Raw genomic sequence first — 13387 nt, forward strand, 5'->3', positions numbered from 1 at the left:
TGGCGTCGATCAAACATGGCACGCTATTGAGTTCTCAAACAACAGGCCCCCCGAGTACATCCACCAGGCCGATCGGCCGGTCTATCTCCTCGTCGGAACGATGTTCAACCTTACCGGAATCGCCATCCCGCCGCAAATCTGCATTTCTGCCTGATTCGCTCGTTCTCGCGATATCCGTCGTCCGAAAATCGGATTTCCCGGCCGGGCAGATGGCCCAGCGCGGCGAAATGCCGTTCAGATTTCCAAAGGGGTTTTGCTGCTCGCTCTCGGCGGCAACCTGATCAACAGTACACGGCCCTGCGCATGCCCGCAACTCGGCCCGTGGCCTAGCTGCGCCGCGTGAGCGAGGACAGGTCCCGCGCGCGTCCGTGCCCGGGGAAGAACCACCGCGCACCGAGCTCGGCGATGAGCCGCTCGGACTCCCGTGCCCGCTCGCGATCGCTCGTGATGAAGCCCGGGAGCTGCCGGAATCCGCTCGAGGTGCCCAGCACGGCGTCGCCCGCAAACACGACCTCCCGGAACACAAACGCCATGTGCCCCGGGGTATGCCCAGGGGTCGCCACAGCCCTGACCCCCGGGAACGGCTCTTCGCCGCCGTCGAGGAGCGTGAGGCCGTGCTCGAAGGGGCTCACCGGCCAGTAGGCGAGAAGGCGTCGGAACGGGGTCGCCGCGCGTCGGGTTCCATCGAGGAAGCCCGCATCGTCGCGGCCCAGCCACACCCTCGCGCGCGTGGCGGCCTGCAGAGCAGGTGCGGCCCCAATGTGATCGATGTCGGAATGCGTCACGAGGATGTCCGTGACCTTGTCGAGGAGCGCGGCGCCGCGGAGCTCTCGCAGCACGGCGTTGGCCCCGAGGGGAAGCCCCGGGTCGATGACCGCGGCCCGGGCGCCGTCGAGCACGACGTAGCCGTTGGATCCCGCGCTGTGCCGCAGCCGGTACACGGACGGATAGACGCTCTCCATGCGTCCATGCTCGGGCCAACGCGAGGCACAGGGAAGCCCCGCGCCGCAGGCGGTGAGCCCCGGAACCGGCGGCAGGGGTGAGACGCCGCAGGGGCGGCACCCTTGCGGATGCCGCCCCTGCGGACGGGTGGTTCAGCGGGCCGAGGCCGGCTGATTACCAGGACGACTTCGTGACGCCCGGGAGCTCACCGCGGTGAGCCATCTCGCGGAAGCGGACGCGCGAGATGCCGAACTTCTGGAACGTGCCGCGCGGGCGGCCGTCGATCTGGTCGCGGTTGCGGAGGCGCACCGGCGAAGCATCGCGGGGAAGCTTCTGGAGGCCGAGGCGGGCGGCCTCACGAGCCTCGTCCGTCGCGTTCTCGTCGACGAGGGTCTTCTTGAGCTCGGCGCGCTTCGCGGCGTAGCGCTCGACGATGACCTTGCGCTGCTCGTTGCGGGCAATCTTGGACTTCTTGGCCATGGTTTAGCGCTCCTCTCGGAACTCGACGTGCTTGCGGACGACCGGATCGTACTTCTTCATGACGAGACGATCGGGATCGTTCCGGCGGTTCTTCCGCGTCACGTACGTGTACCCGGTGCCCGCAGTGGACTTGAGCTTGATGATGGGACGCGCGTCCTTGTCCTTCTTGGCCATCAGAGCTTCACACCCTTCGCAAGGAGTTCGGCGACGACGGAGTCGATGCCACGCACGTCAATGGTCTTGATGCCGCGGGCCGAGACCGTGAGGGTCACGTTGCGGCGCAGGGACGGCACCCAGTAGCGCTTCTTCTGGATGTTCGGATCGAACCGACGCTTGGTGCGGCGGTGCGAGTGCGAGATCGAGTGACCGAAAGCGGGCTTCGCCCCGGTCACCTGGCAATGTGCTGCCACAGTTCGCTCCTCAAAGTTGTAGTCAACAGTTGCAGTAAATGGCGGTCCGCAGACAGCGTCCCCGCCACCTCGATGCACCGTAGTTCTGCAGCTTTCCGGAGGTTAACCAGGCGGGGTGAGAGCCAGCCGAAGTCCCTCGCCGCGGGTTGGACGGTGTCTTCAGTGCCGAGAGTGGAATCCACTGCATACGACAGCGTTAAATACTAGGCCCCACGCGGAAGGCCTGCAAATCAGGCCGCCGCTCCAAGAATCCCGCCGAGCCGGCGCAGGATGTGGCTGCCCCAGCCGCCGCCCATGATCTTCCGCGCGAGCTGGTCGTTCTGGTGATCCGCACGGAAGCCAGCCTGGATGAGCGTGAGGCGAGTCCCGCCGTCGTGCGCCTCCAGGCGGAAGGTGACGGTGGTCATCATGTCGTTCTCGGGAGATTCATCCTCCCACGAGATGACGAGTTCCTCGGGCTCGCGGAGCTCGAGGACCTCGCACGCCACTACGCCGGAGAAGCCCGTCGCGGGGACCGGCTCGGTGCGGAACGTGAAGCGATGCCCCACGACGGGCGCGAAGTCGTTGGGCATGAGCCATTGCGCGAGCAGCTCGGGCGTCGTGACGGCGCGCCAGACGACGGCGGGCGGGTGCGGGAAGAAATCGACGACGCGGATGGCGGTGAGGTCTTCTGTCTCAGTCATGCTAGGGGCTCCTTCTCTGAGGGGATGGCGCGTGGGCATCGAGGACCGTGGCGAGCTGGGACACCCGGCCGCGCCAGAACTGCTCGTAGGGTTCGAGCCATGCGCGCAGGAGCGCGAGGGGCTCGGGGGTCAGGGAGTAGTAGCGATTCCGGCCCGCCTGGCGCTCGGACACGAGGCCGACGCCGCGCAGCACCTTGAGGTGCTCGGCGACGCTCGGGCGCGCCATCTCGTAGCGGTCCGCGAGCGATTGGGCGGTCTCGGGGCCGTCGAGCAGTGCCGCGAGCAGGTCCCGGCGGACCGGGTGCGAGAGCGCCGCGAACACGTGGTCCATGGGCGTCTCCTTGCTTTGGCGGGGCATGCGTTCATGATACGTAGGAAATTTCCTACGCGTCAATTCGGCATGCTCCAGCCTTGACGCCCCAGGGGATTCGGAGTTGAGTGTTAGTTGTAGCTTCAATAAATACTCGGGATTTGAGGAAGCACATCATGAACGACATCACCATCATCGGCACCGGGAGCATGGCCCGCAGTATCGCTGTCCGGGCCCTTGCGGGCGGGCGGAGCGTCCAGCTGCTGGCCCATGACGACAAGGGCAAAGCCGACAAGCTCGCAGCCGAACTCAGCGGAGCGGACAAGACCAGCACAGGACGGATCAGCACCGGGATCGTCGGAGACGGGATCACCGGGGCCATCGTCATCGGGGCGGTCCCCTTCGACGCCGCGAAGATGCTCGTCACCGAGCATCGCGGGGCCCTCGGGGGCAAGGTCTACGTGGACATCACGAACCCCGTCGACGCCTCGACCTTCGAGGGGCTCGCCGTTCCCCACGACACCTCCGCCGCCGAAGAGCTCCAGAAGACGACGGACGCGCGCGTCGTCAAGGCGTTCAACACGACGTTCGCGGGCCCGCTCGTGCAGGGCGAGGTCGCCGGGCAGCCGCTCGATGTGCTCATCGCAGGCGACGACGACGAGGCCGTCCGCGCCGTCGCAGACCTCGTCAGAGCCGGGGGCCTCACGCCGATCGTCGTCGGCCCGCTGCGCCGTGCGCGCCAACTCGAGCAGGCTGGCTTCCTCCACATGCTGCTCCAGGCCAACGAGGGCCTCCCGGAATTCCAGTGGGACACGGCGTTGAGGATCGTCCGGGCGGAGTAGGAAGGGATCGCGGAGTCGTGGGTGCAACGGGGTCAAGCGCGGCCAGCGCCATGACCGATGCGTGCCTCCCCGAGATCGTCCTGATCCACGGCTGGGCGTGCCCGGCGTCGTACTGGAACCCGCTGCTCGCGGACCTCGCGCGGCGGGGCCTTCGGGCGCGCGCCGTGACGCTTCCCGGATACGACGGCGACTGGTCGGGCGCTGCTGAGGCGTGGACGACGGCGGGAGCGGCCGAGGCGGTCGCCCGCCTTCACCAGAACTCGCCGAGCGCCGCGCGGCGGGAGCGGGTCCTCGTCGTCGGCCATTCGCTCGGCGGGACCGTCGCCGCACAGCTCACGGCGACGCGCCCGGAACTCGTTGCGGGACTCGTGCTCGTGGGCATGGTGCCGGTGCCGCCCGCCGACGCGACGCGGCGGCGCCTCACCGGACTGTTCGGAAGCCTCGGCCTCGTTCCGCCGATGCCTCCCGCGAGGGCCGCCATCGAGGCGTGCATCGCGGGCTGGTACGGCGAGGCCAGCCTGGACCCGACGTTCCGCGCCGACGTCGAGGCCGCCTTCGCGCTGCCGCCCGCGGTGCTGTACGGCTCGCTCATCGCGGCGCTCGACGGCGTCGCACCCGAGGTGGAGTGCCAGATCACGGCTCCCACCGCCGTCGTTCTCGGAGCCCGGGACCTCACTCGGGAGCCGCGGGAGATCACCACGTTCATGGAGCGGCACCCTGCGTGGCGGCTCGAATCGGTTGAGCGCGCGGGACACATGGTGCACTGGGAGCGGCCCGAGGTGTGCGGGGACGTGATCGCGCGGCTCACGCGGGATGCCTCGAGCGAGGCCTCGCCGCGCCCGGAGGCCCCTACCCGCGAGTAATACTCGGGCGTAGCATGGGGGGACAGCTGAAAGGGTCACCGGCCCACGGCGGCCCCGGGATCGAGGGGGCTGCCATGAGCACGGAGACGACATCCGGAACCGCGTCAAGCGCCCGGGACCCCGACTGGGACGAATCCCGCGCCGTCGCGGAAGCCAGCCGCGAGACCGAATGGACCCGACCGAGCTTCGCGAAGTCCCTCTACCTCGGCGACTTCCAATGGGACCTCATCTACCCGCCCCCAGCGCCGACGGCACCGACCGTCGAGGAGGGCGAGGCGTTCCTGCGCCGGCTCGCGGACCTCGCACGCACGCTCGACGGCGCGAGGATCGAGTCCGAGGACCGCATCCCCGACGAATACCTCCGCGCGCTCGCCGAGCTCGGCGTGTTCGGCATGAAGATCCCCAAGGAATACGGGGGCCTCGGACTCTCGCTCGCGTACTACGGGCGCGCCCTCATGCTGCTCGGCTCGGTGCACCCGAGCCTCGGGGCGCTGCTTTCGGCGCACCAGTCGATCGGCGTGCCCGAGCCGATCAAGATGTTCGGCACCGAGGCGCAGAAGCACGCCTTCCTGCCGCGGTGCGCGGCAGGCGCCGTGACTGCGTTCCTGCTCACCGAGCCCGACGTCGGCTCGGATCCCGCGCGGCTCACGACGACGGCGCAGCTCGCCGAGGACGGCGAGAGCTACGTGCTCGACGGCTCGAAGCTGTGGACGACCAACGGGGTCATCGCGGAGCTCGTCGTCATCATGGCGAAGGTCCTCCCCCACGACGCCGCGGGCGGCATTCCCGCGGGCCAGGGCGGAATCACGGCCTTCGTCGTCGAGACGGAGAGCCCGGGCATCACGGTCGAGAACCGCAACGCCTTCATGGGCCTCAGAGGGCTCGAGAACGGCGTGACCCGGTTCGACGCCGTGCGGGTGCCGGCCGCGAACCGCGTAGGGCGCGAGGGGCAGGGACTCAAGATCGCTCTCACGACGCTCAACACCGGCCGGCTGTCGATCCCGGCGCTGTGCGCGGGGGCTGCGAAGTGGTCGCTCAAGATCGCGCGCGAATGGTCCCAGGCGCGGGTCCAGTGGGGCCGGCCGATCGGCCAGCACGAGGCCGTCGGCAAGAAGATCGCGTTCATCGCCTCCACCGCGTTCGCGCTCGAGGCGGTCTTCGAGCTCTCGGCGGCCCTCGCGGACGCGGGCATGAAGGATGTGCGCATCGAGGCGGCGCTCGCGAAGCTGTGGTCGAGCGAGATGGCATACGACGTCGCGGACGAACTCCTCCAGATCCGCGGTGGGCGCGGCTACGAGACTGCTGCGTCCCTCCGCGCCCGGGGCGAGCGGGCGGTCCCCGCGGAGCAGCTCCTCCGCGACCTGCGCATCAACCGGATCTTCGAGGGCTCGACCGAGATCATGCAGCTGCTCATCGCACGCGAGGCCGTCGATGCTCACCTCGCCGCGGCCGGAAGCCTCGCTCGCGCCGACGCGACCCTCGCCGAGAAGGCGCGCGCCGCGAAGGACGCCTCGGGCTTCTACGCCCGCTGGCTCCCGGGCCTCTTCGCGGGACCGGGCATGGACCCGCGGGCTTTCCGGGAATTCGGCTCCCTCGCGAAGCACCTGCGGTACGTCGAGCGCGCGTCGCGGCGGCTCGCGCGGCATACATTCGCCGGGATGGGACGCTGGCAGGCCGCGCTCGAGCATCGGCAGGCGTTCCTCGGGCGCGTCGTGGACATCGGCGCCGAGCTCTTCGCGATGGCCGCCTCGTGCAGCTGGGCAGAGCACCTTCGCACCACCGGGGCGCCGGGTGGCTCGAACGCGCGCGACCTCGCCGACGCCTTCTGCGACCAGTCCAGGCTTCGGGTCGAGGCCCTCTTCGACGCGCTCTGGGTCAACACGGATCCGGGCGACCACGGGGTCGCGAAGCGCGTCCTCGCGGGCGACTTCGCGTGGCTCGAGGCCGGCGTGCTCGATCAGTCCGAGGGCACCGGGCCGTGGATTGCCGAGCGGACCGACGGGCCGAGCTCGAAGCCAGACGTGCGGCGGTCGGTGCGGAGGTAGAGCCGGCGCCTCGGGCCCTTGGAGTCCACCTGTGCCGCTTGCCCGCACTGGTGCTGCTAAGCCGCTATTGTGCCGCGGGGCAGCGGCCCAGTAGCGGGGAAAGGCGCCCGGTGAGGGGAAGGGCGCCCGGTACGGATAGAGCCGGCCGCGGGTATGGGGCCAGCTAGGTTAACGGGCGGGTCGCGAACGCCGCCTCGACCTCGACCGGATCCACGTCCTCGATCCGCGAGGGGTTCCACGTGGGGGCACCATCCTTCTCGATGAGGAGCGCCCGGACGCCCTCGCGGAAGTCGCTTCGCGCGATGAGCGCGGTGCCGAGGGCGAGGTCCTGCGCGAGGACCGCCTCGAGCGAGCCGAGCTTCGAGGCGCTGCGCAGGGCCGCGAGGGTCACCGCCACTGAGAACGGGCACACGGTCCGGAGCTCGGCGAGTGCGGCGGCCGCTGCGCCCGCCACTGACGGACCGGCGGGGCCGTCGGCGGCCGAGAGCTCCTCGAGGCGCGCGACGATGGCGAGCGCCGAGTCGCCTGCGTAGGCGTCGTCGATCCACGCCCGCTGCTCGGCGAGCGGAGCGGGCGGCGGCTCAATGGCGAAGGAGGCGACGACGTCGTGCGCTGCGCCCGGTTCCCACGACGCCGCATCCGTGGCCTCGGTGAGCGCGTCCACGAGCTCGTCGAGCCGCTCGGACGGGACCATGACATCGGCCCAGCCGAGGTGGATCGCGTCCGCTCCCCCGGCCTGGCCCGACGTAAGGCACAGGTGGGTGCCGAGCTCGCCGGGCGCGTTCGCGAGGAGGAGGGGCATGCCGACGTCCGGCGTGAAGCCGATGCGGGTCTCGGGCATCGCGACGAGGGTTCGCTCCGTGACGATTCGGAGCGAGCCCGACGCGGCCGGCGCGTGGGCCGAGATCCCGAGGCCGCCGCCCATGGTGATGCCGTCCATGAGCGGGAGATAGGGCTTCGGATAGGCGCCGATGAGCGCATTGAGGCGGTACTCGTCGGCCCAGAAGCGGACGGCATCGGCGTCGCTGCCCGTGAACAGCGCGCGGACGTCGCCGCCCGCACACAGTCCGCGCGGCCCGCCGCGGACGACGACGGCGCGCACCTCGGGTGCCTCCGCCCAGTCGCGGAGCACGCGCTCCATCGCGAGGACCATGCCGTCGTCGAGCGAATTGAGCGCCCTCGGGCGATCGAGGGTGAGAATCCCGAGGCCGCCGCGGACCTCGGACAGGATGTGCTCGCTCATCGGCGGGCCTCCTCGGCTGTCGGCTGGGCGGCGGCCTCCGCGCGTGCGCGGCACGCTGCCACGAACGCGCCGAGGATGGCCTCGAGCTGCCCCGGCTCCGTCTGCGCCTCCTCGGGGTGCCATTGGACGGCGACGAGCCAATCGGACGGATCCGCGGCTTCGAGGGCCTCGGCGATCCCATCTGGCGCCGTCGCCGTGACACGGAGCCCTGGCGCAATGCGCGCGGCCGCCTGATGGTGGCCCGAGACGACCGTGGCCCGCTCGCCCAGAGCCTCGGCGAGGCGCGAGCCGGGCGCGATCTCGACCTCGTGCAGGACCATGAGGCCGCCCGGATCGCCGTGATTGCGGTGCGCCGTCGCGCCAAGTTCGGGCGTGCCGAGGTCTTCGTGGAGGCTCCCGCCGAGAGCGACGTTGATGATCTGGAGCCCGCGGCAGATCCCCAGCACGGGCCGGCCCGTCGCGACGGCCTGCACGATGGCCGAGGCCTCGAACGCGTCGGCCTGCGCGTCGACGCCCTCGATGGCCGGGACGTACGGATCGCCGTCGTACAGGACGGGATCGACGTCGCCTCCGCCCATGACGAGCAGGCCGTCCCATTCGAGTTCGTCGCCGAGGAGCACGCCTGCGAGCTCTGGATCCGAGGCATCGAGGACGACGGCGGTGCCGCCCGCGCGTTCGACGGCGGCCGCCGCGCTGCGCGTCAGGGCGTCGAGCTCGGCGTGGAACCAGTCCTCATGCGAGGGGGCCGTGTCCGCCCAGGTGACCGCGATGCGCGGTGAGGGCCGCTCGGAGCTGGCGGGCGTCGTCGTCATGCGTTGCCTCCTGGGTGCCTGCGATCCGCGCCGACGGTGCCGAACTCGCGCGCGACCCGGGATGGGCACGCGTCTGCTCCGTCGCCATGGTTCAGCCTAGCGGGGCGGAGGGGTCCGTGGCCCGGTCATCCGACGGACGACGACGGGCCGCACCTGAGCGCTCAGGTGCGGGCCCGCCGTGCTCTGGTCGGGACCGGAGGTCAAGGCTGGGACAGCCCCACCGGCCGCGACCGCGACGAGGACTTGCCGCCGAGGGCTGCGCTCTCGGCCAGCGAGAGGCCGCGGGTCTCCGGTGCCCAGACGAGGGAGATCCCGGCACCGAGGAGCGTGATGACTCCCGCGATGAGCATCGTGACGCCAATGCCGAGGCCGCTGAGCGCGACCGGGACGAGATACGTGCCGATGGCAGCGCCAATCCGGCTGAGCGAGGAGGCGAGGCCGACGGCGGATCCGCGGATCTCCGTGGGGAAGAGCTCGTTCGGGTAGACCCACTGCATGATCTGGGTTCCGCCGATGAGCACGGCGTAGCCGATGAACAGCGCCATGACGATGGCCGTCGGGGCGCTCGGGAAGAGCCCCAGGAGCAGGAGCGCGAGGCCGGACCAGAGGAAGCTGTGGATCATGAGCGGGCGCCGGCCCATCCGGTTGACCACGAGGCACGCGAGCAGGCAGCCGACCATGAACATGACCGTGATGACCGCCGAGCCGACCTGCGCCATGCTGCCGTCCAGGTGCAGGGCGCCGAGGATGGCAGGGGCGAAGGCGTAGACGGCGAACAGGGGGACGATCGACGCGGTCCAGAAGACCGTCACGAACATCATGCGGCCGCCGTAGCCCGAGGTGATGAGGGCGCGGACGTTGAAGCCCTCCTTGACCTCCTCGGGCAGGTCGGCGATGCTGACGCCCGGCCCGTAGACCTTCTCGAGGACCGCGTTCGCCTCCTCGACCTTGCCGACTTTGGCGAGCCAGCGGGGAGACTCGGGCGTCCCGATCCGGGCCAGGACGATGGCCAGGGCCGGCAGTGCGGCGCTCGCGAGCATCCAGCGCCAGCCGCCCTCGCCGAGGCCCGTGAGCATTTCGCCGAAGATGTAGGCCGCTGCGGCCCCAACGAACCACATCGTCACGTAGAGGCCGAGCAGCGGCCCGCGGTACTTGCGCGGGGAGAACTCCGCGAGCAGCGACGTCGCGATGGGGTAATCGGCGCCGACCGCGATACCGATCAGGAGGCGCAGCACGATGAGCCAGACGACGTCTCCCACGAAGAATTGGGCCGCGGAGAAGACGATGATGGCCACGAGGTCCACCGTGAAGAGGGTTTTCCGGCCGAACTTGTCCGTGAGCCATCCGCCCGCGAAGGCACCGAGGAAGATGCCGAGGAGCGTCGAGGCGCCGATGAGGCCCTGCTCAGATTCGTTGAGGCGCCATTGCCCGGTGATCTGCGCAAGTGCCACACCGATGATGGACAGGATGTAGCCGTCGAGGAAGGGGCCGCCCGAAGAGAACAGGGCGAGCTTTTTGTGGAAGGGGGACAGTGTGGCGTCGTCCAAAGGGTTGGTTGTCATCTGGGACTCCTCATACTCGCGGCAACGGGGGTTCCGTTGCGGCTTCTCTCGGAGAGAAACGACTGCACGCTCAGGGCTTCTTTGCTGTCTGTGAGGTGCGTCTCATCCCAGAATAGGATTCGATCAAAGATCACGTCAAGCACTTTTCGATCAAAGATCTAAAGATGCTCTCTTGGTATGCGCGGGAGGCGGTGGCGCGTCGAGCACCACCGCCTCCCGCGTGCCCTCAGCTGGCCGGGAGCTGCGAGGGGCTCGTGTAGAGGGTCACCTTCTCGGGCGAGGTGTAGGCGGTGCTGTCGACGCCCCACTTCTTGAGGATCTTGGCGTAGGTCCCGTTGCTGATGATCTCCTTCATGGCCGCCTTCATCGCCGGGCCGAGGCTGCTGCCCTTCTTGAGCGCGATGCCGAGCTCGAGGGGCTCGTAGACGAACTTCTGCAGCGTGAGCGGGACGTTCTGCGACTTGATCACGAAGGCCATCGCATCCGTCGTCGTGGCTGTGAGCTCGCTGCGGCCGTTGGTCACGGCGAGGATCCGCGCGCCGTCGTCGGGGTAGGTCTGCAGCGTGATCGCCGACTTGCCGGCCTTCGTGCAGTCGGCGCTCGCCTGGTTGACCTGATCGATGAAGTACGAGCCGGCGAGCACGCCGATGGTGTGGCCGCACAGGTCCGTCTCGCTGTTCACGGTGATGCTGCTTCCGGTCTTGGCGGCGAACGAGGTGCCGACCGCGAACTCGGAGACGAAGTCCACCTGGCCGAGCCGCGGCTTGGTGACGCCGAAGTCCGCCGAGGAGACGTCGTAGCGCCCGCTGCTGAGGCCGGGGATGAGCGAATCGAAGGTGCCCACGGAGACGTTGTTGACCTTGACGCCCATGACTTCGCTCATCGCGAGGACGATGTCCGGCTGGATACCGACCAGCTGGCCGTTCTCCTCGAAGTCCTGGGGCGCGAAGTCGTTGTAGATCCCGTTCTGGATCGTCTTGTCCTTGAACTCGGCCGGCACGAGCGCCGCCACGGAGTCGACGGGCTTGAGCCCCCACGTGGTGGTCACGTTGGAGCCGCCCGAGGCGGAGGCGCTGGCCGTCCCGGCGCCTCCCGCGTTCGACGCCGACCCCGGGTCGGAACAGGCGGACAGTCCCAGGGCGGCAAGGGAGGCCACGGCGGCGACGGCGAAGGAGGCGCGCAGGGCAGGGCGTGGATACATGGGGGGACCTCTCGGAGTGGTCTGGCCCGCGGGCGGGCATGGGTGGGGAGGGTGAGACGGACGATTGAAGGGATGGGTGGGGCGAACTCAGAGGACCTTGGAGAGGAACTCCTGGGTCCGGGGCATCTGGGGGTTGAGCAGGACGTCGTGGGGGTGCCCGCGTTCGACGACGACGCCGCCGTCCATGAAGAGCACCGTGTCCGCGACCTCCCGCGCGAAGCCCATCTCGTGGGTGACCACGACCATCGTGAGCCCCTCTTTCGCGAGGTCTTTCATGACGTCGAGGACTTCGCCGACGAGCTCGGGGTCGAGTGCGGACGTGGGCTCGTCGAAGAGCATGAGGCGGGGCTTCATCGCGAGCGCCCGTGCGATCGCGACGCGCTGCTGCTGGCCGCCGGAGAGCTGGCGGGGGTAGTAGTGGGCCTTCTCGGCGAGGCCGACCTTGGCCAGCAGGGCCATGGCGGTGGCCTTGGCCTCCTTCGGATTCTGCTTGAGCACGCCGACAGGGGACTCGACGATGTTCTGCAGCACTGTCATGTGCGGGAAGAGGTTGAAGGACTGGAAGACCATGCCCATCTTGGTCCGCTGCCTCGCGAGCAGCTTCTCCGGAAGGGTCACGTACTTGTGGCCGTGCTGCCGGTAGCCGACGAGCTCGCCGTCGAGCTCGACCCGGCCGCCGTCGATCTCCTCGAGATGGTTCATGCTGCGCAGGAGCGTGCTCTTGCCCGAGCCCGAGGGCCCGATGATGCACATCACCTCGCCGCGCTCAACGGTCAGGTCGACGCCCTTGAGGACCTCGAGCGGCCCGAATCGCTTCTTGAGGCCCGTGACCCGGAGGACGACCTCGCGCATGCCGGGCTCGGAGCCCGTCGGGGCAGTGGGTGTTGCGGTCATCAGGCCCTCCTGGAGGCGGTCGTGGTCTGGGGCGGTGCGAGCCGCGCGAGCGTGCGCTTGAGCTTCTCCCACGGGGTCGGAGGCAGCGCGCGGCGGCCGCCCTTCGCGTAGTGGCGCTCGATGTAGTACTGGATGACGCTCAGGACGCTCGTGACGATGAGGTACCAGATGCTCGCGACGATGAGCAGCGGGATGGTCTGGAACGTGCGGTTGTAGACGAGCTGGGCCGAGTAGAGCAGCTCGGGCATCGAGGTGACGCTCACGAGGGACGTCGACTTGAGCATGCCGATGACCTGGTTGCCCGTCGGCGGGACGATCACGCGCATGGCCTGCGGGAGGATGACCCGCCGCAGCGCGCGCGACGTCCGCATCCCGAGCGCGACGGCCGCCTCGTGCTGCCCCTGGTCCACCGAGAGGATTCCGCCGCGGACGATCTCGGACATGTACGCGCCCTCGTTGAGCGCGAGCCCGAGGAGGGCTGCCATGAACGGCGTCACGATCTGGTTCGCGTTGCCCGCCCAGACGGTGGGCCCGACGAACGGGATGCCGATATCGATCGTCGGGAAGAGCGCCGCGAGGTTGTACCAGAAGATCAGCTGGACCAGGAGCGGGGTGCCGCGGAAGAACCACGTGTAGAACCACGCGACCGTCGAGAGGATCTTGATCGGCGAGAGGCGCATCACCGCGGTCAGCATGCCCAGCAGGATGCCGAAGACCATCGCGAGGACCGTCAGCTCGAGGGTCCGCAGGAGGCCGAACACGATGCTCTGGCTGAAGAACCAGCTCACGACGACGCCCCACTCCAGATTCGGGTTGGTGAAGAGCATCTGCACGATCCCGGCCGCGAACAGGAGCACGAAGGCGGTGAGCACCCACCACCCCCAATGCGCCCGATGCGCGACGCGGACGCCGTCGTCGGTCTCGGTCGCCGCGCGGGTATCGCTCGCGGCGCTCATGTGATGGCTCCCAACGCGTTGGTTCTCATCGAAGACTCCTTGTGATGTGGGTGCGGCGGCAGGACCTCGCCGCCTCCTGGGGCGCGAAGGTGGTCGCGGGGAAGGGAAAAGCCGGGATGGGTCGCCCGGCCGCGCTAACGGGTC

Annotated in this window: 15 protein-coding genes; 3 read left to right on the plus strand and 12 right to left on the minus strand. The window is 69.3% G+C overall.

Annotated elements, in window-relative coordinates; genetic code table 11:
- Window positions 1-326: 326 nt before the first annotated feature.
- The 6 genes from SPF06_RS13050 to SPF06_RS13075 all read right to left on the minus strand — a co-directional run bounded on the left by SPF06_RS13050 (window position 327) and on the right by SPF06_RS13075 (window position 2873).
- A complete protein-coding gene (locus SPF06_RS13050) occupies window positions 327-962 on the minus strand; it encodes an MBL fold metallo-hydrolase (RefSeq protein ID WP_323279528.1) in 636 nt (211 codons plus the stop codon).
- A gap of 154 nt (window positions 963-1116) precedes the next feature.
- On the minus strand, window positions 1117-1422 hold the full coding sequence (gene rpsN / locus SPF06_RS13055; protein ID WP_307967853.1) for a 30S ribosomal protein S14: 306 nt from the start codon (window positions 1420-1422) through the stop codon (window positions 1117-1119).
- Between the two features lie 3 nt (window positions 1423-1425).
- Entirely contained in the window at window positions 1426-1596 is a 171-nt protein-coding gene (gene rpmG / locus SPF06_RS13060) for a 50S ribosomal protein L33 (protein WP_323279529.1), read from the minus strand.
- Complete coding sequence (gene rpmB / locus SPF06_RS13065; RefSeq protein WP_043122008.1) at window positions 1596-1832, minus strand: 50S ribosomal protein L28; 237 nt, start codon at window positions 1830-1832, stop codon at window positions 1596-1598. Before rpmB ends, rpmG begins: the two co-directional genes overlap by 1 nt.
- 230 nt (window positions 1833-2062) lie before the next feature.
- Complete coding sequence (locus tag SPF06_RS13070) at window positions 2063-2515, minus strand: SRPBCC family protein (RefSeq protein WP_323279530.1); 453 nt, start codon at window positions 2513-2515, stop codon at window positions 2063-2065.
- 1 nt (window position 2516) lies between these two features.
- Complete coding sequence (locus SPF06_RS13075; protein WP_323279532.1) at window positions 2517-2873, minus strand: ArsR/SmtB family transcription factor; 357 nt, start codon at window positions 2871-2873, stop codon at window positions 2517-2519.
- Between the two features lie 128 nt (window positions 2874-3001).
- Here SPF06_RS13075 and SPF06_RS13080 point away from each other — a divergent pair, with 128 nt between their 5' ends.
- The 3 genes from SPF06_RS13080 (at window position 3002) to SPF06_RS13090 (ending at window position 6575) form a co-directional block, all read left to right on the plus strand.
- On the plus strand, window positions 3002-3667 hold the full coding sequence (locus SPF06_RS13080) for an NADPH-dependent F420 reductase (protein WP_323279533.1): 666 nt from the start codon (window positions 3002-3004) through the stop codon (window positions 3665-3667).
- A gap of 17 nt (window positions 3668-3684) precedes the next feature.
- On the plus strand, window positions 3685-4530 hold the full coding sequence (locus tag SPF06_RS13085; protein WP_323279534.1) for an alpha/beta fold hydrolase: 846 nt from the start codon (window positions 3685-3687) through the stop codon (window positions 4528-4530).
- Between the two features lie 74 nt (window positions 4531-4604).
- Window positions 4605-6575 (plus strand): acyl-CoA dehydrogenase family protein, encoded by a 1971-nt coding sequence (locus SPF06_RS13090; RefSeq protein ID WP_323279536.1) that lies wholly within the window; start codon window positions 4605-4607, stop codon window positions 6573-6575.
- A 163-nt stretch (window positions 6576-6738) separates the two neighbouring features.
- On the opposite strand, the gene SPF06_RS13095 is transcribed toward SPF06_RS13090, so the two are convergent.
- The 6 genes from SPF06_RS13095 to SPF06_RS13120 form a co-directional block, all read right to left on the minus strand.
- The gene (locus tag SPF06_RS13095) at window positions 6739-7818 is read right to left on the minus strand and encodes an enoyl-CoA hydratase/isomerase family protein (RefSeq protein ID WP_323279538.1); all 1080 of its coding nucleotides are present in this window, start codon (window positions 7816-7818) and stop codon (window positions 6739-6741) included.
- Window positions 7815-8630, minus strand: a complete 816-nt coding sequence (locus SPF06_RS13100; RefSeq protein WP_323279539.1) for a gamma-glutamyl-gamma-aminobutyrate hydrolase family protein — start codon at window positions 8628-8630, stop codon at window positions 7815-7817. The genes SPF06_RS13095 and SPF06_RS13100 overlap by 4 nt, the downstream gene beginning before the upstream one ends.
- A 200-nt stretch (window positions 8631-8830) precedes the next feature.
- The gene (locus SPF06_RS13105) at window positions 8831-10192 is read right to left on the minus strand and encodes an MFS transporter (protein WP_323279540.1); all 1362 of its coding nucleotides are present in this window, start codon (window positions 10190-10192) and stop codon (window positions 8831-8833) included.
- 226 nt (window positions 10193-10418) lie between these two features.
- A complete protein-coding gene (locus tag SPF06_RS13110) occupies window positions 10419-11393 on the minus strand; it encodes an ABC transporter substrate-binding protein (RefSeq protein ID WP_323279541.1) in 975 nt (324 codons plus the stop codon).
- Between the two features lie 87 nt (window positions 11394-11480).
- Complete coding sequence (locus tag SPF06_RS13115) at window positions 11481-12245, minus strand: amino acid ABC transporter ATP-binding protein (protein WP_323279712.1); 765 nt, start codon at window positions 12243-12245, stop codon at window positions 11481-11483.
- A gap of 41 nt (window positions 12246-12286) precedes the next feature.
- Window positions 12287-13243: an amino acid ABC transporter permease gene (locus SPF06_RS13120; RefSeq protein ID WP_323279542.1), complete on the minus strand. Its 957-nt coding sequence runs from the start codon at window positions 13241-13243 to the stop codon at window positions 12287-12289.
- Window positions 13244-13387 lie beyond the last annotated feature (144 nt).

Origin of the sequence: Sinomonas terricola (assembly GCF_034931225.1) — a bacterium.
Classification (GTDB): Bacteria; Actinomycetota; Actinomycetes; order Actinomycetales; family Micrococcaceae; genus Sinomonas; species Sinomonas terricola.

Coding starts and splice junctions, on each gene's coding strand:
- SPF06_RS13050 (WP_323279528.1), bottom strand. CDS start 962: ATGGAGAGCGTCTATCCGTCCGTGTACCGGCTGCGGCACAGCGCGGGA.
- rpsN (WP_307967853.1), bottom strand. CDS start 1,422: ATGGCCAAGAAGTCCAAGATTGCCCGCAACGAGCAGCGCAAGGTCATC.
- rpmG (WP_323279529.1), bottom strand. CDS start 1,596: ATGGCCAAGAAGGACAAGGACGCGCGTCCCATCATCAAGCTCAAGTCC.
- SPF06_RS13070 (WP_323279530.1), bottom strand. CDS start 2,515: ATGACTGAGACAGAAGACCTCACCGCCATCCGCGTCGTCGATTTCTTC.
- SPF06_RS13075 (WP_323279532.1), bottom strand. CDS start 2,873: ATGCCCCGCCAAAGCAAGGAGACGCCCATGGACCACGTGTTCGCGGCG.
- SPF06_RS13080 (WP_323279533.1), top strand. CDS start 3,002: ATGAACGACATCACCATCATCGGCACCGGGAGCATGGCCCGCAGTATC.
- SPF06_RS13090 (WP_323279536.1), top strand. CDS start 4,605: ATGAGCACGGAGACGACATCCGGAACCGCGTCAAGCGCCCGGGACCCC.
- SPF06_RS13095 (WP_323279538.1), bottom strand. CDS start 7,818: ATGAGCGAGCACATCCTGTCCGAGGTCCGCGGCGGCCTCGGGATTCTC.
- SPF06_RS13100 (WP_323279539.1), bottom strand. CDS start 8,630: ATGACGACGACGCCCGCCAGCTCCGAGCGGCCCTCACCGCGCATCGCG.
- SPF06_RS13105 (WP_323279540.1), bottom strand. CDS start 10,192: ATGACAACCAACCCTTTGGACGACGCCACACTGTCCCCCTTCCACAAA.
- SPF06_RS13110 (WP_323279541.1), bottom strand. CDS start 11,393: ATGTATCCACGCCCTGCCCTGCGCGCCTCCTTCGCCGTCGCCGCCGTG.
- SPF06_RS13115 (WP_323279712.1), bottom strand. CDS start 12,245: ATGCGCGAGGTCGTCCTCCGGGTCACGGGCCTCAAGAAGCGATTCGGG.
- SPF06_RS13120 (WP_323279542.1), bottom strand. CDS start 13,243: ATGAGCGCCGCGAGCGATACCCGCGCGGCGACCGAGACCGACGACGGC.